The organism is Nevskia sp. (assembly GCF_051860985.1).
GTDB lineage: Bacteria > Pseudomonadota > Gammaproteobacteria > Nevskiales > Nevskiaceae > Nevskia.
Genome location: NZ_JBIMKV010000006.1, coordinates 65,037 through 86,384, shown reverse-complemented (window position 1 = coordinate 86,384; position 21,348 = coordinate 65,037). Strand labels below are relative to the sequence as shown.

Here is a 21,348-nt window from a genome sequence, read left to right as displayed (position 1 = left end):
CAGCGCAGGCCTCGAAGCCTGCGTGATGGGGCGATGGATCGTGGTGCGAATCGAGGCGTGATGAGAGCCAGTGTTGTTCGATGGCGACGATTCACCACGCGGAAGGAGCACCGCGAGGTACCGCACAGCGCCGACGGCTTGTTGTCCGCGCGGCACCCGCCTGCCGCCGATGCGCCTACAGATGCGCCGCCGACGTGGCCAGCAGCGTGTCGTCGAACGACACGAGCAGCGCCGCATGGCGCTCCAGCTTCGGCAGTTCCCAGCGGTAGTAGTAGCGCGCCGCCTGCCGCTTGCCGTCGAAGTAGCCGGCGTCGGATGCCGCAGGCGATGCGGTCCGTTCGATGCACAGCAGCTGGCGCAGCCACATCCAGCCGATCACCAGACCGCCAAGCAGTTCCAGGTAGACCCAGGCATTGGCCAGCATGCGATCGGCTTCGCCGCGCGCGCCGGCGGCGGCCAGTGCCTGGGTAGTGGCGATCACCCGCTGGCGCGCAGCGTCGAGTGCGCCGCTGAATTCGGCCAGCGCCGGCTCGGCGCACGCTTCGGCGATGGTCGCTGCGATCCGCGCCATCAGGAGCTTGAACGCGGCGCCGCCCTGCATCATCACTTTGCGGCCCAGCAGGTCGCCGGCCTGGATGCCGTTGGTGCCTTCGTGGATCGGGTTCAGGCGGTTGTCGCGGTAGATGCGTTCCAGCGGGTAGTCGCGGGTGTAGCCGTAGCCGCCGAGGACCTGCAGGCCCCAGTAGTTCGCTTCCAGGCAGTAGTGCGCCGGCCAGGCCTTGATGATCGGCGTCAGGATTTCCAGTTCCAGGTTCAGCTCGGCGCGCTCGGCATCGGTGCCGGCAATCGCCAGCCGGTCGACCAGGGTCGCGCCGTACAGGCACAGGCTCAGGGCGCCCTCGGAGAACGCCTTCTGCACCAGCAACATGCGGCGCACGTCCGGGTGCTCGGCGATCATCACCTGCGGCGTGGTCGGGTCGCGCTCGGCCAGCTTGCGGCCCTGCGGCCGGCCCAGCGCGTAGTCCAGCGAATGCAGGTAGGCGGTGTGGCCGAGCACCGCTGCGTTCAGGCCGACGCCGATGCGGGCCTCGTTCATCATGTGGAACATGCAGGCCAGGCCGTGGTTGACCTCGCCGATCAGCCAGCCGCGGCATTCGCCGGTCTCGCCGAAGTTCAGCAGCGTGTTGGTGGTGCCGCGATAACCCATCTTGTGGTTCAGCCCGACCAGGCTGACGTGATTGCGCTCGCCGACCGTGCCGTCATCACCGATGCGCCGCTTCGGCACGATGAACAGCGAGATGCCGCGCGCCCCGGCCGGGCTGCCCGGAATCTTGGCCAGCACCAGATGGATGATGTTCTCGCTCAGTTCGTGCTCGCCGCCGGAAATCCACATCTTGGTGCCGGTGATCCGGTACCAGCCATGCTCGGTGGCTTCCGCCCGGGTACGGATGTCGCCGAGCGACGATCCCGCCTGCGGCTCGGACAGGCACATGGTGCCGAACCAGCGGCCCTCCATCATCGGCCCGAGATACCGCGCCTTCTGCTCGGCCGAGCCATGGGCGCGGATCAGGTTGGCGGCCGCCATGGTCAGGAACGGATAGGCGGCGGTGCCGACATTGGCCGCCGCGAACACCCAGGCAATGCCCTGCGCGACCGCGTACGGCAGCTGCGAGCCGCCGTCGTCGAGATCGAAACCGGTGCCCATGAAGCCGGCCGCGACGTAGGCGTCGATGCCCTGCTTCACCTCCGGAATCAGCCGTACCTGCTGCCCGTCGAAGTGCGGTTCTTCGGCATCAACAGCAGCAGCGTGATTGGCGAAATGCTCGTCGGCCACCTTGATGGCGACATCGAGTGTCGCGTCGAACACGCTGCGGTCGTGCATCGCGTAGCGCGGGTGGGTGCAGACGGCATCGGCCTTCAGCAGGTCGTAGAGCAGGAAATCGATCTCGCGACGGCGCAGCTTCAAGTGGATCATCTCGGCGTCCGGACAGGTCGTGGCCGCATTGTTGCCGGAAACGGCGGGCCTCACGCGGCCCGCCGGGTCAGCCCTGCAAGCCGCGCCGCTTCAGCAGCAGATAGGCGGCTGGCAGCACGAACAGCGACAGCAGCGGCGCGGAAATCATGCCGCCGACCATCGGCGCGGCGATCCGCTGCATCACCTCCGAACCGGTGCCGCTGCCGAGCAGGATCGGCGCCAGCCCGGCGACGATCACCGCCACCGTCATCGCTTTCGGCCGCACCCGCAGCACCGCGCCTTCCTCGATGGCGTCGCGCAGGCTGGCGCGCGTCAGTGCCGGCCCGCGCCGCGCGATCGCCTGATCGAGGTAGAGCAGCATGATCACGCCGAACTCGGCGGCGACCCCGGCCAGCGCGATGAAGCCGACCGCCGAGGCGATCGACAGGTTGTCGCCGCGCGCCAGCAGCAGCCACAGCCCGCCGACCAGCGCGAACGGCAGGCTGGCCATCACCAGCAGCGCCGGCAGCACGGCGCGGAAGCTCATGAACAGCAGGATCAGGATAATCAGCAAGGTCAGGGGCACCACCCACTGCAGGCGCTTGGCGGCGCGCTCCAGATGCTCGAACTGCCCGGACCAGGTCACCGAATAGCCCGGCGGCAGCGGCACGGCGGCCGCCACCGCCGCCTGCGCGGCACGGACATAGCCGCCGAGATCGCGGCCGTCGATGTCGACATAGACCCAGCCGTTCAGCCGCGCGTTCTCGCTGCGCAGCTGCGGCGGGCCGTCGCTGATCGCGATGTCCGCCACCTGGCCAAGGGTGATGGTCGCGCCGGCCCGGGTCACCACCGGCAGCGCCTGCAGCGCCGCCAGCGAATCGCGCCGCTCGCGCGGATAGCGGACGTTGATCGGGAAGCGGCTGCGGCCCTCAATGGTCTCGCCGACCGTTTCGCCGCCGATCGCCACCGCGACGATCTGCTGGACATCGGCGATCGACAGGCCCAGCCGCGCCGCCTCCAGGCGATCGGGCCGGATGTCGATGTAGCGGCCGCCGCGCACCCGTTCGGCATACGCCGAACGGGTGCCCTGCAGGCCTTTCAGCACAGTTTCGATGTCGGTGCCGAGCCGTTCGATGACCTTCAGGTCCGGGCCGGCGATCTTCACGCCGACCGGGCTCTTGATGCCGGTCGACAGCATGTCGATGCGGTTGCGGATCGGCTGCACCCACAGGTTGGCGAGGCCCGGAATGCTCAGCGCCGCATCCAGCTCGCGGATCAGCGCGTCCTGCGGCTTCGCCGGGTCCGGCCACTGGCTGCGCGGCTTGAAGCGGATGGTGGTCTCGAACATCTCCAGCCCCGCCGGATCGGTGGCGCTGTCGGCGCGGCCGGCTTTGCCGAACACCTGGGCGACTTCCGGAAACTGGCGGATCAGCCGGTCGGTCTGCTGCAGCAGCTGGCGCGCCTTGTCGGCCGACAGCCCCGGCAGCGCCGACGGCATGTACAGCAGATCGCCCTCGACCAGCGGCGGCATGAATTCGCTGCCGAGCCGGCTGACCGGAACCAGCGCCGACAGCAGCAGCAGCGCCGATGCCGCCAAGGTCCACTTCGGATGGCGCAGCGCGGCGCGCAGCAGCGGCCGGTAGGCGGCGATCAGCACGCGGTTCAGCGGATTGCCCGCTTCCTCGGGAATCCGGCCGCGGATGAACAGCAGCATCAGCACCGGCACCAGGGTCACCGACAGCCCGGCGCTTGCTGCCATCGCATAGGTCTTGGTCAGCGCCAGCGGCCCGAACAGCTTGCCCTCCTGGGCCTGCAGCGTGAACACCGGCACGAAGCTCAAGGTGATGATCGCCAAGCAGAAGAACAGCGCCGGGCCGACCTCCACCGCGGCGGCGGTGATCACCTTCAGGCGCTGCTCGAAAGACAGGTGCGGCTGTCCGCGGCCGGCCCGTTCCAGATGCTTGTGGGCGTTCTCGATCATCACCACGGCGGCATCGACCATCGCGCCGATGGCGATCGCGATGCCGCCGAGCGACATCAGGTTGGCGGCCACGCCCTGGGCCTTCATCACCGCGAACGCCGCCAGGATGCCGAGCGGCAGGCTGATGACGGCGACCAGCGCCGAGCGCAGATGGAACAGGAACAGCGCGCAGACCGCCGCGACGATCAGCATCTCCTCGATCAGCCGCGCCTTCAGCGTGCCGACCGCGCTGACGATAAGCTCCGAGCGGTCGTAGGTCGGCACGATCTCCACGCCCGCCGGCAGGCCGGGCCTGAGCTGCTCGATCTTGCGGCGTACCGCATCGAGGGTCGCCAGCGCGTTCTTGCCGGCGCGCATCACGATGATGCCGCCGACCACGTCGCCGTCACCGTCGAGTTCGGCCAGGCCGCGGCGCAGCTCCGGGCCCCGCTGCACGCGGGCGACATCGCCGAGCAGCACCGGCACGCCATTGGCGCCGAGGCCGACCGGCAGCGCGCGGAAGTCGTCGAGCGATTTCAGATAGCCGCCGGCGCGCACCGCGTATTCCACTTCGCCGAGTTCCAGCACCGAGCCGCCGGCCTCGTTGTTCCCGGCGCGCAGCGCCTCGATCACGGTGCTGATCGTGGTGCCGGTGGCGCGCAGCCGATCCGGGTCGAGCACGATCTGGTACTGGCGCACCTGGCCGCCGACGCTGGCCACTTCGGCGACGTTCTCGACCGTCTTCAGCTCGTACTTCAGGAACCAGTCCTGGATCGCACGCAGCTGCGCGGTGTCGAGCCGGCCGCTGCGATCGACCAGCGCGTACTCGTAGATCCAGCCGACCCCGGTGGCATCGGGCCCGAGCGTCGGCCGCGCCGCCGGTGGCAGTCGGCCGCTGACCTGGTTCAGGTATTCCAGCACCCGCGAGCGCGCCCAGTAGAGATCGGTCTCGTCGTCGAAGATCACGTAGACGAACGAGTCGCCGAACATCGAATAGCCGCGCACCGTGCGCGCGCCGGGCACCGACAGCATGGTCGTGGTCAGCGGGTAGGTGACCTGGTCCTCGATCACCTGCGGCGCCTGCCCGGGCCAGCTGGTGCGGATGATGACCTGGGTGTCGGACAGGTCCGGCAGCGCATCGAGCGGCGTGGTCAGCGCGGCGCGCGTGCCCCACAGCGCCAGCAGCCCGGCGACCAGCAGCACCAGCACGCGGTTGGCGAGTGCGGCGCGGATGATGGCGGCGATCATGGCGTGTGGCCCGGGTGGCCGCTGTGCGCTTCATGACCGGCATGACCTTCATGGTTGGCCGGTGCCGCTGCTTGCGCATGGCCGGCATGGCCGGCATGCGGATCGTCGGCCGCCGCCGGTGCGGTCTCGATCTCGATCGGCGCCAGCCGCTCCAGCGCGCCGCGCAGGTTTGCTTCGGAATCGATCAGGAACTGGCCGCTGGCGACCACCTGCTGGCCAGCCGCCAGGCCGTCGAGCACCTCGATCCAGTCGCCGGTCTCCAGGCCGGTGCGCACCGGCACCGGCCGGAAGCGGTTGTCGTCGTCGGCCACCAGCACCAGGCTGCGGGTGCCAGTGCGGATCACCGCTTCGCTCGGCACCGCCAGCGCCTCCGTGCGGGCCGGTGCCTCGAGCTGCACGCTGGCGTACATGCCGGGCCGTAGCTGCGCCGCGCGGTTCGGCAGCGCGATGCGCAGCTTCACGGTGCGGGTCGCGCCGCTCAGCTCCGGGTAGACGTATTCGACCCGGCCGCCGAAGTCCTGCCCCGGCAGCGCCGCTACCGTTACCCGCGCCGCTGCGCCCGGCACGATCGCCGCGCCCTGGGCTTCCGGCAGCTCGGCGGTCAGCCAGACGCTGTCGAGGCCGGCCAGCACCAGCAGGTTCATGCCCGGCTGCACCTGCGCGCCTTCGCGGACGCCGAGTTCCAGCACGTAGCCGTCGCGGTCGGCGAACAGTTCGACGTGCCGTTCGGCCTGGCCACTGGCGGCGATACGGCGCAGCTGCGCCTCGCCGACGCCGAGCAGCGCCAGCCGTGCGCGGGCGGCGGCCTGCAGGCCGGCATCGCCGCTGCGCAGCGCCAGCAGGAATTCGCCCTGCGCAGCCAGCAGCTCCGGCGACTGGATCGCCGCCAGCCGCTGGCCGCGCCGCACCGGATCACCGACCGCCTTGACGCCTAAGCGCTCGACCCAGCCGGCGGCGCGCGCCTGTACGGCCGCGATGCCGTGCTCGTCGACGGCGATCACGCCGGCCGCCAGCAGCTGCGGCTGCAGCGCCCGGCGCTCGACCGTGGCCCGGCGGACGCCGAGGTTCTGCACCACGCGCGGGTCGATGCGGAAGCCGCCGTCGTCCGGCGCGCCGCCGGCCTCGTCGGCGTACTTCGGCACCAGGTCCATGTCCATGAACGGCGACTTGCCGGGCTTTTCGAAGTGCTGGTCCGGCACCATCGGGTCGTACCAGTACAGCGCCTGGCGGACCGGCGCGGCTGCCGCTGCAGCGGGCGCGACCGGTGCCGCGCGTTGCAACAGCAGCACGGCGCCGCCGGCAGCGCTGATGACGGCGAGGGCGGCGAGGCCGATGACGGTGGAACGGTTCATGGCGTCACTCCTGCGGATTCGGTGTCGGTATCGGTGTCGGGCTCGCGGGCGGCGAGATAGCGCAGCTGCAGCGCGTGGCGGCTGCGGTCGGTTTGCAGATCTAGCCGGCGCAGCCGGGTGTCGAGTGCCGCGCGACGTGCCGCCAGCACCTCGGACAGGCTGCCGCTGCCGGCGGCCCAGGCCAGCCGGGCGGCTTCGATGCGGGCCTCGGCCTCGGGCAGGATGGTGTCGTCGAAGCGGGCCAGGCGGACGCCGAGGCGGGTCCAGTCGCCGTGGTTCAGGCGGGCGTCGGCGGCGTGTTCGCGGAAGCTGTCCTCGCGCAGGGCCTCGGCGCGCAGCAGTGCCGATTGCCGCGCCGCCAGGCTGCGGTCCTGGCGGTTGGCGGTGAACACCGGCAGGTCGATCGCCACCTGCAGGTTCAGGTAATCGCTGAACGAGGGCCGGTAGCCGTAACCCAGCTCGACGCTGACATCCGGCTGGTAGGCCTGGCGGGCCAGCCGCAGATCGGCCTCGGCCACGGCCACCTCGGCGCTGGTGATGTCCAGATGCGGATGGCTGCGCAGGCCTTCAAGCAGCGCACCGAGCGGCGGCGGCTCGGGCAACGGCGGCGGACCGTCCGGCAGCGGCCGGTAGGCGGCCTCGCCGAGCCAGCGCGACAGCTGGCTACGCGCATGGCCGTCGTCCTGTTCCAGCTTGGCGATCTCGTCGCGCAGCAGTTCCAGCGCCACCCGCGCTTCGCGTACCTCGGCCTGCGGCTTGCGGCCGCTGGCGTAGGCGAGCTGCAGGGCGTCGAGCTGCAGCTGCGCTTCGCGCGCGCTGGCGCGAGCCAACGAGTGCGCCTCGCGGACCTTCCAGACCTCCAGCCAGGCCAGGCCGACCTCGCGTTCCAGCTGCAGGCGGTCGGTCAGCAGGCGGCGCTCGGCGAGCTGCGTCTCGGCATCGGCGCGGGCGCCACGCAGCGCGCGTTTGGCCGCGCGCGGGAACGCCTGCTGGATGCCGACCGTGAACTGGGTGTCGTTCTGTCGGCTCAGCGTGCCGATCTGGTCACCGGTCGCGGTCAGGTCGCTGACGCCGCCCTTGAGCACCGGATCGGGCAGCTGGCGGGCGGCGATCGCCGTTTCGCGAGCCGCGTCGACCGCATGCGCCTCGGCTTCCAGCAGCGGCTGGCGATCGAGCGCGATGCGCCGCGCCGCCGGCAGCGACAGCGGTTCGGTTTCCGGCACGGGATCGGTCCAGGCCGGACCGGGCAGCAGCAACGGCAACAGCAGCGCGCAGGCCGCGCGCGACAACAAGGAAATTCGGGACATGGAACCGCTCCGCAACGACCAGCCACGGGCGCGTCTGGGCGAGCCCGACGCGGAACGAGCGTCAGACGGCGGCAGCGATCGGAGGTCGGAACGGGTGCGGCGGTGCGCGGTCGCGCAGCACGGCGAGGATCGCGCGTGCGGTGAAATCGGGGCTCGGCACCAGGCTCAGCGCCAGGCCGGGCACCGGCAGCGCTGCCGTACCGCAGGCTGCGGCGCAGAGGCAGTGGCCGCCGTTGCCGCAGCAGTCGTGCTGGGCCTGGTGGTCGGCAACGGCGTGATCGGCCACCGGCGCCATGTGATCCATCCCGGCCCTGTCATGGCAGGGCATCTCGGCGGCGGCTTCCACCGCCACCGGCGCCGAAGCCGGGAGCGCCATGGCCGCGCCCATCGCAGCCGATGCCGCGCCCTGCCAGAGCAGGGCGAACACGGTGAACAGCGACAGGGCGAGGCGACGGGTCATGAGCCGGACGTGGACCAGCCGTGATGACGGAAGTTCAGACCGTCTTCAGCAGCAGGTTGATGACCTTGCGCATCTTGTCGTTGTACGGCGGGAAGAACATCTTGGCCAGCATCACCTGGGTGCGGACCACGGCGCGCTCGTGCGAGAAGTCGCGGAAGCCGTACAGGCCGTGGGCACGGCCGATGCCGGAGTTGTTGACGCCGCCGAACGGCAGGTTGCCGTGCAGGAAGTGGACGACCGTGTGGTTGATGCAGGTGCCGCCGGCCGAGGTCTGCTTCAGCACCTTCTCGACCGTCGCGTCGTCCTTGCTCCAGATGTACAGCGCCAGCGGCTTCGGATCGGCGTTGATGCGGTCGATCACTTCGGAGATCTGGCTGAACGGCACGATCGGCAGCAGCGGCCCGAAGATTTCCTCGGACATGATCCGCGCATCGGCCGGGATGTTCTCGATCAAGGTCGGGGCGATGTAGCAGTCTCCGCTGTCGACCGCGCCGCCGGTCAGCACCTTGGCGCCACGGGTGGTGGCGTCATCGAGCAGGCCCTTGATGCGCGCGGTGTGGCGCTCGTTGACGATGCGGGCCAGGAACGGGCTGGCCTGCTGGGCGCGGGCATCGGCGCCGTAGGTGGCATCGAGCACCGCCTTGCACTGGCGCACGAACTCGTCCTTGACCGAGGCATGCACGTAGACGTGGTCTGGCGCGATGCAGGTCTGGCCGTTGTTGGTGAACTTGCCCCAGAGGATGTTCTGGGCGGCGAGCTTCAGATCGGCGGTGGCGTCGACGATGGTCGGGCTCTTGCCGCCCAGTTCCAGCGTGCAGCTGGTCAGGTGCTTGGCGGCGGCGGCCATCACCACCTTGCCGATCGCCGGCGAGCCGGTGAAGAAGATGTGGTCGAAGGGCAGGCTCAGCAGCGTCGTCGAGACGGCGGCGTCGCCTTCGAAGATCGCCACTTCGTCCTCGGTGAAGATGTCCTTGACGATCTTGACCATCAGCGCCGACAGGTTCGGTGTCATTTCCGACGGCTTCAGGATCGCCGTGTTGCCGGCAGCGATCGCCGACACCAGCGGGCAGAACGTCAGGTTCACCGGGTAGTTCCACGGCGAGATGATCAGCGTGCGGCCCTTCGGCTCGTACTGCACCCAGGCCTTCAGGCCGAAGGTCATCCGCGACGGCCAGACCTTGGTCGCCTTCATCCACTTCTTGATGTGGCGCATCGCGTCGTTGGCTTCGCAGACCACCGGCAGCAGCTCGGTCAGCTCGACCTCGGCCGGCGGCTTCTTGAAATCGGCGTAGCCGGCGGCGATCAGCTCGTCGCGGCGCGCCATCAGCGCATCACGCAGCTTGCGGATCTTGGCGATGCGCTCGGCAGCCGTGGAGGTGCGCAGGCGCAGGGCGGTGGCGCGCTGCGCTTCGAAGATCCGGCGGATTTCGGCATCGCTGATCTGTGTCTGGAACTGCGACTGAACCGTCGTCGGGCCTGCATTCGGAAGATAGGAAACGACCGTGCTCATGGCTTGACTCCGTGGTTGCAGCCGCGCAGCGCGCAGGCGGTAGGTTGAACGAGCGTTCGAGCGTAGGGAAAAAGGCAATGACGTACCAGCGGCCCGGCGTCACCGCTGGCGATAACTATGGTTACCGGTGACGCCGCGTCGGCGATGCGCCGGCTCAGGGATTCCACAGGTGCAGGCCGTACTTCAGGTAGCCGGCGACGTTGTTCAGCCGCGCATCCTGGTCGACCGGCATCGCCAGCACATCGCCCTGCAGCAGCGGCCGCAGGTACGGCTCCAGCGTGGCGCCGCCGCCGCCGGTCAGCACGATGCAGTCGATGTCCCAGTCGTCGGCCCACAGCCGGTTCACTTCCACCGCGATGCGCGCCGCCAGCTGCTGGAAGGTCTGCTGCACCAGCCCGGTGATGTCGTAGCGGCTGCCGCGGATCTTGATCGTGCCGCGGGTCACCGCCTCGTAGAGCCGGTACAGCTCGATCTGGGTACCGCTCTTTTCATGCAGCGCGCCGGCGATGGCATTGAACGCCACCGACATGCCGGAGTCGGTCGACAGCGAGCCGCGCTCCGAATACTTGGTCTTTTCCGATACCGCGAAGTCGGCCGTGCGGAAGCCGATGTCGATGACGCCGATCTTCTCGGTGACAAAGCGCTGCTGCACCGCCTTGCCCTGCTCGTTGAGCATGTAGTTGAACAGCGAGCCGAACGGCTGCGGGATCACCCGCACCTTCTCGATGTAGATCGATTTCTCCTCGCGCTCGCCATTGGCGTGGATGATGGTCACCGCGTGGCGGTTCTGCAGCTGCGTGGTCAGCGCATCGCGGTGCTTGCGGAAGAAGCTCACCGGCAGCCCGGTGACCAGCCGCACCGGATCGCCGTGCTCGGCGTAGGGCGCGATCGCCGCCAGCCCCAGGGTGCGCGCGTACTGCTGGATGAACTGGCCGGGATCGAGCGTGAAGCTGCGCCCGCGGCTCTGGCTTTCGGCCAGCTCGCCGACGAACACGTCTTCGCCATCGATCTCGAAATGGCGCGGCGTCGCCATCTGCGACGGCAGCACCGATTCCGCGAACTGTCCCGGATTGGCTTCGCCGACGATGCTCTTGAACAGCTGGCTGATCCGTCCATCGGTGGCCTTGGTGTAGCCGAAGCCGATGTCGGTGGCGAGAATGCGCATGCCGGGTCTCCCTGTCGATGTCGTTGATTTTATGGACGCCGGGGCTTGTAGCATGGCGCTCGAAAGGCGGTCAAAAGGCCGCTTCCGACAGCGCGATGCCGCCGTTCCGGCCGCCCGCCGCCGTCCCTGCCTGCCGCCGAACGAATGCCGCCATGCCGATCATCCGCCCGCCTGCTGCCTGTCCCGCCTCGCTGCGGCGGGTGATGTCCGCCACGCGGCCGCCGCCATGCCGCTGAGCCCGCCGACCGTCACCCGGATCATCAATGGCCCCGAACGCTGGGCCGCGCTGTGGCGGGCGCTGGGCGCCGGCAGCCCGCCGGCGGACGCGCTCGACGCGCTGCTGCAGCACTGGCGCGAGCCGCAGCGCCGCTACCACACGCTGGAACACCTGCAGGAATGCCTGAGCGCGTTCGACGAGATCGCCGTGCTGGCGCAGCGGCCGGCCGAGGTCGAACTGGCGATCTGGTACCACGACGCCATCCACGAGATCGGCGTCGACAGCAACGAGTTGAAAAGCGCCTACCTGGCCGAGCGCACGATGACCGCCGCCGGCTGCGACCGCGAGGCGATCGGCCGGGTCCGCAGCCTGATCCTCGCCACCCGCCATCACGGCCTGCCGGAAAGCACCGACGAAGCGCTGCTGCTCGACATCGACCTGGCCATTCTCGGCGCGCCGGACAAGCGCTTCGACCGCTACGACGCCGACATCCGCGAGGAGTACCACACGGTGCCGTGGTCGAAATACGTTGCCGCCCGGCGCGCCGTGCTGCGCGGCTTCCTGGAACGGCCGCGCCTGTACGTCACCGGCCATTTCCACGACCGGCTTGACGCCCCGGCCCGCGCCAACCTGCGCCGGGCGCTGAAGCGGCTGCAGCCGCTGCGTGGCTTGCCCGGCTGAGCGGCGCCCACCATCGCGGCCCAAGACGGCTGATTTGGAATAAGGATTGCGTTCAAATTGCATTGCCGGAATGACACGGCTCCCTTATTGTCCGCCCCCAACCTGCACCCTCGTCCGCCCGCGTCGCCACCGCCCTGATGTTCCGCTCCCGCTCCCACCTGCAGTCGATGGCGCTCTGGCTGGCGCTGGCCGGCGTGGCGTTGCGGTCGCTGGTGCCGGTCGGCTTCATGCCGGGCTGGACCGATGCGGCTGCCGGCGGTGACGCCCGCTGGCTGATCATCTGCCCGACCAGCCCGCTTTACTCGGCGCTGCAGGCGGCGCCAGGTCATGGGCACGAGGTGGCGCCTGTAGCGGCCGCGTCCGCCGAGCACGCGCATCACGCCGGCGGACATCACGACCACGCTGCGATGCTGGCTGCGCAGGCCGCCGCTGCCGCAGCGGACCCGCACGCCCACCATCACCACGGCGCTGCTGCCGATGCCGAGGCGACAGCCAGCCCGGGCGCGGTCGCCGTCGACCCGCATGCCGGCCACGATGCCAGCCAGCACGGTGGCCACCGGATCGCCGCCGAACACCTGAGCTGTCCGTTTGCCGGCGCTGCTGCACCGGCGCTGCCGGCCAGCGCGGCCGTGCTGGCCGCCGCCATCGCCGGCAGCGTCCGGCCGAATGCGGCCGTCCCGGCGGATGCCGTCATCCGCCATCACCGCCGGCTGCCGCCGGCACGCGCGCCGCCGCGCCGCGACGACGACACCGCTGCCGCCTGATCGCCGCGCACGCGTCTGCGTGCGGTGGCGCCGGGTTTCGTGTCGTCGACGCCGCCGACCGCGTCCTGATCCCGTTCCGAAGTTCCGCACGGCGCTTGCCGCATGCGCACGCCTGCCACGTGCGCTGCGCCGGCCGCCTGCCACGCCCGGCGCTGCTGCCTGTGCGTGAGCCGGAAACGGATCGGCCGGTCTCCTGCCTCGACTCTCCCACGTCCGCCTGAACCGGCGGACCTTGCCTGCGCGCCGGCCATGCCGCCGCGCGCAGGCTGTTTTTTGGAGTGATCTGCATGTCCGCGTCATCGCTGATCCGCCGCGCTGCGGCGCTGCTGTTTGCTGCCCCCGTTTCCATCGGCCTGTCGGCGCTCGCCGCCGACGCGCCATCCGAGGCCAAGGCCGGGACCGAAGTCGCCGCCGCGCCGGTCACCCAGCTGTCCGAAGTAAAAGTCGAAGGCAAGGCCCCGGCCACGCCGACCGCGCCGACCCTCGACGAAGCCCGCGCCCGCGCCGCGCTGGTCGCCGGCGGCACCGCCGTGATCGACGCCGACAGCTACAAGAACGGCCGCACCAGCACCTTGCAGGACGCGCTCGGTTTTGCCCCTGGCGTGTTCATCCAGCCGCGCTTCGGCGCCGAGGAATCGCGCATCTCGATCCGCGGCTCGGGCATCCAGCGCACCTTCCACGGTCGCGGCCTGACCCTGCTGCAGGACGGCGCCTCGGTGAACCTCGCCGACGGCGGCTTCGACTTCCAGGCCATCGAGCCGCTGGCCACCCAGTACATCGAGGTCTATCGCGGCGCCAACGCGCTGGAGTACGGCTCGACGACGCTCGGCGGCGCGATCAACTACGTATCGCCGACCGGCTACACCGCCCCGGCGCTGTCAGCCCGGCTGGAAGCCGGCAGCTTCGAGTACCGCCGCGCCCAGGCCGCAGTGGCCGGCAATGTCGGCAATGTCGACGGCTATGTCAGCGTCAGCGCGCTGCATGCCGATGGCTTCCGCGACCACGCCCAGCAGGACAACTACCGGCTGTTCTCCAACCTCGGCCTGCGCCTGTCGCCGTCGCTGGAAACCCGCCTGTATTTCACCTTCGTCGATACCGAATCGGAACTGCCGGGCAGCCTGACCCGCGCCGAAACCGAATCGAAGCCGGAGCGGGCCAACCCCGGCAACATCAGCGGCGACCAGAAGCGCGACTTCCGCCTGATCCGCATCGCCGACCGCACGGTCTGGACCATCGGCGACGGCCAGACCCTCGAAGGCTCGGTGTTCTACGCCGACAAGCGCCTGTTCCACCCGATCTTCCAGGTCATCAACCAGGACAACAGCGATGTCGGCCTGACCCTGCGCTACGCGCTCGACGGCACGCTGTTCGGCCACCGCAACCGGGTGGTCGTCGGTACCCGCTACGTCTACGGCGAAACCAAGGAATTCCGCGCCACCAACGTGCGCGGCCAGAACGGCGTGCAGACCGACGGCTCCGACCAGACCGCCCGCTCGATCGCGCTGTACGCGGAGAACCAGTTCTTCGTGACGCCGGATCTGGCGGTGTCGGTTGGCGCCCAGGGCGCGCGTGACCGCCGCGTGCGCTTCGACAACTTCGTGCCGGCCGGCGAAGTCGATGGCGATTTCAAGAACAGCTATGGCGGCTTCAGCCCCAAGCTCGGCGTGCTGTGGACCGCCCAGCCCGGCACCCAGCTGTTCGCCAACCTGAGCCGTTCGTACGAGCCGCCGTCGCTGTCGGAGCTGACCGGTGGCTCGGCGGCCACGCCGCTGGTCAACGGCAGCCAGCGCGGCACCACGATCGAGATCGGCAGCCGCGTCGAGCACACGATCTTTGCGCTCGATGTCGCGCTGTACCGCGCCTGGATCAAGGACGAGCTGCTGGCGCTGAACGACCCGAACGGCCAGCCGCTCGGCACCATCAATGCGCCGAAGGCGATCCACCAGGGCCTGGAACTGGCCGGCACGGTCAAGCTGCCGTACGACCTCACGTTCCGCTCGGCCTACCTGATCAACGACTTCCGCTTCGACAACAACGCCACCTACGGCGACAACCGTCTGGCCGGCCTGCCGGTGCAGAGCCTGCGCGCCGATCTGAGCTGGAAAGGCCCGTGGTTCAGCGCCGGTCCGAATGTTGAATGGGTGCCGAACGGCACCTGGATCGACCACGCCAACACCTTCTCGTCGGACGGCTACACCTTGCTCGGCTTCCGGGTCAGCGGCGTGGTGGCCGGGCAGTGGAGCTGGTTCGTCGACGGTCGCAACCTGACCGACGAGAAGTACGCCGCCACCACCGGCGTGATCGCCAATGCCAACGCCACCGACAGCCGCCAGTTCCTGCCGGGTGATGGCCGTTCGGTCTATCTCGGCCTGAGCTGGTCGAGCGGCAAGTGAGCGGCGCGCGGACACTGCACCGCGCGCTGGCCTGGATCGCCGCCGGCACGGCGGTGGTCTGGGCCACCAGCGGCGCCTTCCATCCGCTGATCACCGCGATCGGCCCGAAGCCGGTGGCCTTCCAGCCGCCGGCCTCGAGCTTCGAGGCAGCGGCGCTGCCGGCTCCGGCCGCGCTGCTGGCCAGTGCCGGCATCGGCGCGGCGAGCCAGCTGCGCTACCTGGCGGTCGACGGCCGTCCGGTGCTGCAGGTGCAGCCGGCTGGCCAGGCCGAGCGCGTCTATCTCGACGCCGCCAGCGGCCAGCCGCTGGCCGATGCCGATGCCGATCGTAGCCGCGCCATCATGCTGGCCCGCCATTACAGCGGCCGTGCCGAGGCGGCGGTGGCTGAAACGCGGCTGGTCGAACAGTTCGAGCGCGACTACCCGTGGATCAACCGGCTGCTGCCGGTCTGGGCGGTGCGCTTCGCGGGCGACGATGCGGTGACCGTGTACGTCGATACCGGCGGCGACCGGCTGGGCACGATGAGCGACGCCAGCAAGCGGCGCTGGCAGGGCCTGTTCCAGACCCTGCACACCCTGAGCTTCATCCAGGTGCCCTATCTGCGGGTGATTGCCATCAGCCTGCTGACCGGCACGCTGCTGCTGACCGCCGCCGTCGGCGCCCGGCTGCTGCTGACGCGCGGCGGCCGGCAGCCGCTGCGCCGCTGGCATCGGCGGCTAGCCTGGGTCGCGGTGCTGCCGGCGCTGCTGTTCCCGGCCACCGGCTTGTTCAAGCTGCTGGTCGGCCAGCTGCCGGTGGCTGCGCTGCCGGTGCCGCCGAACCTCGCCAGCGCTGCGCTGACCGGGCTGCCGTTCACCGCCGCCGACGGCGCCGTCCGCGAAGCAGTGGCCGTGCCGGTGATCGGCGGCGCGCCGGTCTGGCGCGTGGTCGCGCCGCGTGGCGAGGTGCTGAACCTGTGGCTGAGCGAAGCCGACGGTACGGCGATCGCCGGCGACGACGCGGCGCTGGCCGGCCGCATCGCCAGCGGTGCGCTCGGCACGCCGCCGGCCGCGCCGCTGAGCCTGGTCACCGCCTTCGATCGCGACTACGGCTTCGCCAACAAGCGGCTGCCGGTGTGGCGCGCGCTCGCGGCCGACGGCAGCGGCTGGTACGTCGAAACCCGCAGCGGCGTGGTGGCGGCCAAGGTCGGCGGCCCGGACGGCGCGCTGGATCAGGCGCAGGCGCTGGTCTTCAACCTGCTGCACAAGGGCCATGTGCTCGACCCGCTCGGCGTCACGCCGAACCAGCGCAACGTAGTGATGAGCGCGCTGGCCGCCAGCGTGGTGCTGGTCGCGCTGCTCGGCATCGCGCTGCGCCGCCGGGCTGGCCGCCACCGGGAGGACATCCGATGAACCCGATCCTTCGCAACAGCCTGCTGGCCGCGACCCTGCTCAACGCGCTGCCGCTGTCGGCGGACGACGGCGCCAGCGCCGCCGCGCCGCTCAGCATCAGCGAGGTCTGGACCCGGCCGACCGCCGCAGGCGCCGGCACCGGCGCCGGCTTCCTGCGCATCCGCAACCGCGGCGCGGAGCCGGAGCGGCTGCTCGGCGCCAGCAGCGAACGCGCCGGCAAGATCGAGCTGCACCAGCAGGTCGAGCACGACGGCGTGGTCGGCATGCGGCCGATCGGTGAGGGTGTCGAGATCCCGCCGGGCGGCGAGCTGCGACTGGCACCGAGCGGCATCCATCTGATGCTGATCGACCTGCGGGCGCCGCTGGTGCCGGGTGAACGGGTGCCGTTGCGGCTGCACTTCGCGCGGGCCGGCGAAGTGCCGGTGGCGCTGCATGTCGAAGTGCCGGCACCGGAAGCGCCGAGCCGGCCGAAGCCGGCGGCGGCGGCCGGTCACGAGCACGACCATCACTGACCGGCCGGCCCGCTCGCGACGATGAACCGACGCCGTCATCCGCGCCTGCCGCGCTTCGCCACCCGCTTGTTGCTGGTGGCGTTGCTGCTGCATGCGCTGGTGCCGGCCGGCTTCATGCCGGCGGTCGCCAGCCGCGCGCCGGCCGCTTCCGGCTGGCTGGCGATCTGCCCGGCCAGCGCGCTGGCGGTGGCGCTGAAGGCGCGTACCGATGGCGCGCCGCCGACCGGGCCGATCTGCCACGGCGGCCGCCCAGCCGATGCCGCCGCCGATGACGCGCTGAGGGCGCAGGCCGCCGCCCGCCACGATCCGCATGCTGGCGCCCCCGCCGGCGACACCGGACGCCTGTCCGGTCACGGCGACTGCCCGTTCGCGCAGGCCGGCGCGGCGCTGCTGCCGGCCGGCGGCCCGGTGCCCGCCGTGCCCTCGGCACCCGTGCTGGCGATCGGCGGCGCCACCTGCGCCGCACCCCATGTGCTGCTGCACCCCCGGCCGCCCTCGCGCGGTCCGCCGCTGTTGCTCGCCGTACTGCCGCTGCAAGGCTGATACGACGGCTGCACCACGGTCCTTGCCGGACCGGCGTGCGGCCTGCCGGCCCGGTCACGGGCCTGTTGCCGACACGGAAATCCCTCGATGTCCCTCCCTGTGCTGCGCGCCTGCGCATTGCTGCTGCTGGCGGCGTTCGCCGTCGCGGCCGTGCCCGGCGTGGATGACGGCGAACGCCGTCACGACGACGACGCCCACCACCTGCTGCTGGTCCGGATCGCCGACGCGCCGCCCTGAGCGGCCCGCGCGCGATGCCGCTGTACGTCCGCTTCCCCCTGAATTCCCGGAGTTCCGCATGACCCGATTCACTGCCTACACCCCCGCCCGCCGGGCCGCCGCGCTGTCGCTGCTGCTGGCGCTCGGCAGTGCCGCCGCCGACGGCACCGACACGCCCGCTGCCACGAAAGCCACCGATGAAGCCGTGAAGCTCGATGGCGTCGAAGTCACCGGCGTCAACAGCCTGAAGCCGCCGGCGGTCAATGTCGGCAACAAGAGCGGCCTGCCGCTGGAACGCGTGCCGCAGAGCGTGCAGGTGCTGTCGGCGGACGATCTCGACGAGCGCGGCGTGCGCTCGATCGGCGACGCGCTGCGCGCCGTGCCCTCGGCCAACGTCGGCAATCCCCGTGTCGCCCGTTACCAGAGCTTCAGCCTGAAGGTGCGCGGCTTCCTCGCCGACCAGCAGCGCAACGGCCTGCGCCAGCGCTACTTCGAGGATGTCGATGCCTCGGCGATTTCCAACATCGAGCGCATCGAAGTGCTGAAGGGGCCGGGCGGCGTGCTGTACGGCCAGTCGGCGGTCGGCGGCCTGCTGAACATCGTCACCAAGGCGCCGCAGGAGCAGCTCGGCGCATCGGGCAATGTCAGCTTCGGCCGCTTCGACCAGAAGACGCTGGCCGCCGATGTCACCGGGCCGATCAGCCGCGAGCAGCGGCTGTATGCCCGGGTCACCGGCGAGATCGAACGCAGCAACACCTATTCCGATTTCCAGAAGCTGAACCGCGAGAACGTCGCGCTCGGCCTGTCCTGGCAGCCGGTCGATGCGGTGATCGCCCACCTGAACGCTGAATGGCACCAGCGCAACACCGCCAACAATCCGGGCCTGCCGGTCACCGGCACGCTGCGCAGCAACGGCGTTGCCGAACTGCGCCGTGGCCTGTTCCTCGGCGAACCGAACTTCACCACGCTGAACGCCTACGCGCCGCTGGTGCAGGCCTGGGTCGACATCCAGCTGTCCGATGACTGGACGCTGACGCCGCGCGCCCAGTACTCCGGCTTCAACACCGATCTGCAGCAGATCCGCGTGCTGGCGCCTCAGGCGGGCAATCCGACGGTGATCAATCGCAACGGCCGCAACGGCCAGGAGAACGACGGCTATTCGGTGTTCCAGCTCGATCTGGCCGGCCGCTTCGACACCTTCGGCTTCGAGCACCGGCTGCTGGCCGGCGTCGAGCAGAACCTGGAACGCAGCCTGTTCACGCAGTTCAACCTGAACAACGTCGGCAGCATCGACGTGCTGAACCCGGTCTACACCTACGACAGCATCGCCCCGGCCGGAACCTTCGCGTTCCACTCGGTGCAGAACATCGACACGCTGGCGTTCTACCTGCAGGACACGCTGGCGCTGACCCGCCAGTGGGACGTCACCGGCGCCGTGCGCCAGACCCGCATCCTGGCCGACAACATCTTCAACGGCGCGGCCGATGCCACCGCCCAGGCCGCGACCACCTATCAGGTCGGCAGCACCTTCCGCTTCGACAATGGCTGGTCGCTCTACGCCGGCTACAACACCGGCTTCGATCTGGAAGCCAACGCCGGATCGCGGACGCCGAGCGGCAACGTCGCCGAGCCCGAGGAATCCGACCAGGTGGAAGCCGGCGTCCGCTACGCCAGCGACGCCTTCCGGGCCAGCGCGGCGGTCTTCCGCACCCGGCGCAAGAACTTCGTGGTGCCGGACGCCGTGGATCCCAACCTGTTCACCCAGGCCGGGCTGGTCCGCGTCGATGGCGTCGAACTGGAAGGTGCCTGGCAGGCGACCCGGCTGATCCAGTTCAGCGGCGGCTATGCCTACCTCGGCGCCAAGGTCGTGCGCGGCGACGCCGACGACAGCGGCCGCCGGCTTGGCGACACGCCGCTGCACAGCGGCAATCTGAGTGTCGAAGCCCGGCTGCCTGCGGCCTGGCTGGAACCGAAGTTCGGCACCGTCAGCCTGCGCGTCACCGGCGCCTATGTCGGCAGCCGCAACCTGACCAACACCAGCGCCGTGGAGCTGCCGGACTACGGCACGCTCGATGTCGGCCTGCACTGGGCGTGGCGCGAACTGAGCGTCGACCTGTACGGCCAGAACCTCAGCGACAACCGCTACTTCACCGCTACCGGCAGCTCGAACTTCGTCTACGCGGGTGAGCCGCGCACGGTGTTCGTGCGGTTCGGCTGGCACTACTGAAGGCGCCGGTCATGGCGACGCCGAATCCGGCTTCCGATGATCGCCGTCCGCGCAGCCGCGGCCTGTATGGCGCGGTCTGGCGCTGGCATTTCTACGCCGGCCTGTTCGTGGTGCCGGTGCTGCTGATGCTGGCGGTGACCGGCGCGCTGTACACCTTCGATGACGAGATCGAAGCCTGGTGGTACCGCGACCTGCAGGTGACGCCGGTCTGCGCCGCGCCGCTGCCGGCGGCGAGCCAGGAAGCGGCGGTGCGGGCCGCCTATCCGGGCGCGACGATCCGCCGCTACACGGTGGCCGCAGCAGCCGACCGCGCCGCCCAGTGGACGATCCAGCCGCCGGGCGGCGCGGCGCTGAACCTGTTCGTCGAACCCTGCACCGGCACCGTGCGCGGCGCGCTCGAGACGCGCTGGCAGCTGATGAACGTGATCTCGGCGCTGCACGGCGAACTGCTGCTCGGCACGGTCGGCGACTGGCTGGTCGAACTGGCGGCCAGCTGGGCGCTGGTGCTGCTGGTCACCGGCCTGTACCTGTGGTGGCCGGAGCGGGGCGACCGCCTGCTCGGCACCCTGATCCCGAGGCTCCACGCCAGGGGCCGCGTGTTCTGGCGCGATCTGCACGCGGTGCCGGCGGTCTGGAACGCGCTGGCGCTCGGCTTCCTGATCCTCAGCGGCCTGCCCTGGGCCGGCTTCTGGGGCGGCCAGCTGGCGCGCCTCGGCACGGTGTCGCACCTGACCGCGCCGACGCCGAACTTCGTCGCCGCGCCGACGCTGGACGCCGCCGCGCCGGCTGATCCGCACGCGGCACATCGCGCCGCAGCGGCGGCAGCCAGCCATGACACGAGCATTCCTTGGACGATCCGCCACGACCCGGCACCGGCCGGCGGACCGGCGCGGATCGGCGTCGCCGAGGTCGAAGCGGTCGCCCGCCAGCGCGGCGTGCTCGGCCCCGGCCTGCGGCTGATCTACCCGGACGGCCCCGGCGCGGTCTGGCACCTGAGCTACATCCCCGGCGGCGCCACCACCCAGCGCACGCTGTACCTCGATCCGGCCGACGGCCGCGCGCTCGACGACATCGGCTACGGCCGCTACAGCCCGCTCGGCAAGGCCGTCGAATGGGGCGTGGAAATCCACCTCGGCCGCCAGTTCGGCCTCGCCAACCAGCTGCTCTGCGTGCTGGTCTGCGGACTCACGGTGCTGACCGTCGTCACCGGCACGGTGATGTGGTGGCGTCGCCGCCCGCCCGGCGGCCTGCGCGCCGGCCTTGGCGCGCCGAGCCGGCCGCGCGGCTACCGAACCGGCGCAGGCGTGGTCGCCATCGCCGCCGGGCTCGGCCTGCTGTTCCCGCTGATGGGCGCAAGCCTGGTCGCGGTGCTGCTGTTCGATTTCACGCTGCGGCGGCTGCCGTGGCGGCGCGCCGCCTGAGCGACATCAGGCACCGATTGCATCCAC

17 protein-coding genes are annotated in these 21,348 nt (G+C 70.6%); 9 read left to right on the top strand and 8 right to left on the bottom strand.

Features of this window, described 5'->3' with window-relative positions; all coding sequences use genetic code 11:
• Positions 1 to 175: 175 nt before the first annotated feature.
• From ACTIGJ_RS07955 to ACTIGJ_RS07920, 8 genes are all read right to left on the bottom strand, one after another.
• Positions 176 to 1,975 carry an acyl-CoA dehydrogenase gene (locus ACTIGJ_RS07955; RefSeq protein ID WP_439639761.1) on the bottom strand — a complete coding sequence of 600 codons (1,800 nt, stop codon included), beginning with the start codon at positions 1,973 to 1,975 and terminating at the stop codon, positions 176 to 178.
• A gap of 67 nt (positions 1,976 to 2,042) precedes the next feature.
• Positions 2,043 to 5,162, bottom strand: coding sequence for an efflux RND transporter permease subunit (locus tag ACTIGJ_RS07950; protein ID WP_439639760.1), 3,120 nt, complete (start codon positions 5,160 to 5,162; stop codon positions 2,043 to 2,045).
• Positions 5,159 to 6,514, bottom strand: a complete 1,356-nt coding sequence (locus tag ACTIGJ_RS07945) for an efflux RND transporter periplasmic adaptor subunit (protein WP_439639759.1) — start codon at positions 6,512 to 6,514, stop codon at positions 5,159 to 5,161. The genes ACTIGJ_RS07950 and ACTIGJ_RS07945 overlap by 4 nt, the downstream gene beginning before the upstream one ends.
• Positions 6,511 to 7,821, bottom strand: a complete 1,311-nt coding sequence (locus tag ACTIGJ_RS07940) for a TolC family protein (protein WP_439639758.1) — start codon at positions 7,819 to 7,821, stop codon at positions 6,511 to 6,513. Before ACTIGJ_RS07940 ends, ACTIGJ_RS07945 begins: the two co-directional genes overlap by 4 nt.
• Positions 7,822 to 7,882: 61 nt before the next feature.
• Complete coding sequence (locus tag ACTIGJ_RS07935; RefSeq protein ID WP_439639757.1) at positions 7,883 to 8,281, bottom strand: CopL family metal-binding regulatory protein; 399 nt, start codon at positions 8,279 to 8,281, stop codon at positions 7,883 to 7,885.
• A gap of 34 nt (positions 8,282 to 8,315) precedes the next feature.
• Complete coding sequence (locus ACTIGJ_RS07930; protein WP_439639756.1) at positions 8,316 to 9,791, bottom strand: aldehyde dehydrogenase family protein; 1,476 nt, start codon at positions 9,789 to 9,791, stop codon at positions 8,316 to 8,318.
• A 154-nt stretch (positions 9,792 to 9,945) separates the two neighbouring features.
• Positions 9,946 to 10,956 carry a hypothetical protein gene (locus ACTIGJ_RS07925; RefSeq protein WP_439639755.1) on the bottom strand — a complete coding sequence of 337 codons (1,011 nt, stop codon included), beginning with the start codon at positions 10,954 to 10,956 and terminating at the stop codon, positions 9,946 to 9,948.
• Between the two features lie 70 nt (positions 10,957 to 11,026).
• Positions 11,027 to 11,170, bottom strand: coding sequence for a hypothetical protein (locus tag ACTIGJ_RS07920; RefSeq protein ID WP_439639754.1), 144 nt, complete (start codon positions 11,168 to 11,170; stop codon positions 11,027 to 11,029).
• 12 nt (positions 11,171 to 11,182) lie between these two features.
• Here ACTIGJ_RS07920 and ACTIGJ_RS07915 point away from each other — a divergent pair, with 12 nt between their 5' ends.
• From ACTIGJ_RS07915 to ACTIGJ_RS07875, 9 genes are all read left to right on the top strand, one after another.
• Positions 11,183 to 11,854, top strand: coding sequence for an HD domain-containing protein (locus ACTIGJ_RS07915; RefSeq protein WP_439639753.1), 672 nt, complete (start codon positions 11,183 to 11,185; stop codon positions 11,852 to 11,854).
• A 137-nt stretch (positions 11,855 to 11,991) separates the two neighbouring features.
• Positions 11,992 to 12,618, top strand: coding sequence for a hypothetical protein (locus ACTIGJ_RS07910; protein ID WP_439639752.1), 627 nt, complete (start codon positions 11,992 to 11,994; stop codon positions 12,616 to 12,618).
• 287 nt (positions 12,619 to 12,905) lie between these two features.
• Positions 12,906 to 15,011 carry a TonB-dependent receptor family protein gene (locus tag ACTIGJ_RS07905; protein WP_439639751.1) on the top strand — a complete coding sequence of 702 codons (2,106 nt, stop codon included), beginning with the start codon at positions 12,906 to 12,908 and terminating at the stop codon, positions 15,009 to 15,011.
• Positions 15,008 to 16,402 (top strand): hypothetical protein, encoded by a 1,395-nt coding sequence (locus ACTIGJ_RS07900; RefSeq protein WP_439639750.1) that lies wholly within the window; start codon positions 15,008 to 15,010, stop codon positions 16,400 to 16,402. The genes ACTIGJ_RS07905 and ACTIGJ_RS07900 overlap by 4 nt, the downstream gene beginning before the upstream one ends.
• Positions 16,399 to 16,914: a copper chaperone PCu(A)C gene (locus ACTIGJ_RS07895; RefSeq protein WP_439639749.1), complete on the top strand. Its 516-nt coding sequence runs from the start codon at positions 16,399 to 16,401 to the stop codon at positions 16,912 to 16,914. Before ACTIGJ_RS07900 ends, ACTIGJ_RS07895 begins: the two co-directional genes overlap by 4 nt.
• Before the next feature lie 21 nt (positions 16,915 to 16,935).
• Positions 16,936 to 17,457 carry a hypothetical protein gene (locus ACTIGJ_RS07890; protein ID WP_439639748.1) on the top strand — a complete coding sequence of 174 codons (522 nt, stop codon included), beginning with the start codon at positions 16,936 to 16,938 and terminating at the stop codon, positions 17,455 to 17,457.
• Between the two features lie 87 nt (positions 17,458 to 17,544).
• Entirely contained in the window at positions 17,545 to 17,694 is a 150-nt protein-coding gene (locus tag ACTIGJ_RS07885) for a hypothetical protein (RefSeq protein ID WP_439639747.1), read from the top strand.
• 58 nt (positions 17,695 to 17,752) lie between these two features.
• Positions 17,753 to 19,900 (top strand): TonB-dependent siderophore receptor, encoded by a 2,148-nt coding sequence (locus ACTIGJ_RS07880; RefSeq protein WP_439639746.1) that lies wholly within the window; start codon positions 17,753 to 17,755, stop codon positions 19,898 to 19,900.
• 11 nt (positions 19,901 to 19,911) lie between these two features.
• Positions 19,912 to 21,321, top strand: a complete 1,410-nt coding sequence (locus tag ACTIGJ_RS07875; protein WP_439639745.1) for a PepSY-associated TM helix domain-containing protein — start codon at positions 19,912 to 19,914, stop codon at positions 21,319 to 21,321.
• Positions 21,322 to 21,348 lie beyond the last annotated feature (27 nt).

Coding starts and splice junctions, on each gene's coding strand:
- ACTIGJ_RS07895 (WP_439639749.1), top strand. CDS start 16,399: ATGAACCCGATCCTTCGCAACAGCCTGCTGGCCGCGACCCTGCTCAAC.
- ACTIGJ_RS07935 (WP_439639757.1), bottom strand. CDS start 8,281: ATGACCCGTCGCCTCGCCCTGTCGCTGTTCACCGTGTTCGCCCTGCTC.
- ACTIGJ_RS07940 (WP_439639758.1), bottom strand. CDS start 7,821: ATGTCCCGAATTTCCTTGTTGTCGCGCGCGGCCTGCGCGCTGCTGTTG.
- ACTIGJ_RS07885 (WP_439639747.1), top strand. CDS start 17,545: ATGTCCCTCCCTGTGCTGCGCGCCTGCGCATTGCTGCTGCTGGCGGCG.
- ACTIGJ_RS07915 (WP_439639753.1), top strand. CDS start 11,183: ATGCCGCTGAGCCCGCCGACCGTCACCCGGATCATCAATGGCCCCGAA.
- ACTIGJ_RS07925 (WP_439639755.1), bottom strand. CDS start 10,956: ATGCGCATTCTCGCCACCGACATCGGCTTCGGCTACACCAAGGCCACC.
- ACTIGJ_RS07880 (WP_439639746.1), top strand. CDS start 17,753: ATGACCCGATTCACTGCCTACACCCCCGCCCGCCGGGCCGCCGCGCTG.
- ACTIGJ_RS07905 (WP_439639751.1), top strand. CDS start 12,906: ATGTCCGCGTCATCGCTGATCCGCCGCGCTGCGGCGCTGCTGTTTGCT.
- ACTIGJ_RS07890 (WP_439639748.1), top strand. CDS start 16,936: ATGAACCGACGCCGTCATCCGCGCCTGCCGCGCTTCGCCACCCGCTTG.
- ACTIGJ_RS07910 (WP_439639752.1), top strand. CDS start 11,992: ATGTTCCGCTCCCGCTCCCACCTGCAGTCGATGGCGCTCTGGCTGGCG.
- ACTIGJ_RS07950 (WP_439639760.1), bottom strand. CDS start 5,162: ATGATCGCCGCCATCATCCGCGCCGCACTCGCCAACCGCGTGCTGGTG.
- ACTIGJ_RS07955 (WP_439639761.1), bottom strand. CDS start 1,975: ATGATCCACTTGAAGCTGCGCCGTCGCGAGATCGATTTCCTGCTCTAC.
- ACTIGJ_RS07930 (WP_439639756.1), bottom strand. CDS start 9,791: ATGAGCACGGTCGTTTCCTATCTTCCGAATGCAGGCCCGACGACGGTT.
- ACTIGJ_RS07875 (WP_439639745.1), top strand. CDS start 19,912: ATGGCGACGCCGAATCCGGCTTCCGATGATCGCCGTCCGCGCAGCCGC.
- ACTIGJ_RS07945 (WP_439639759.1), bottom strand. CDS start 6,514: ATGAACCGTTCCACCGTCATCGGCCTCGCCGCCCTCGCCGTCATCAGC.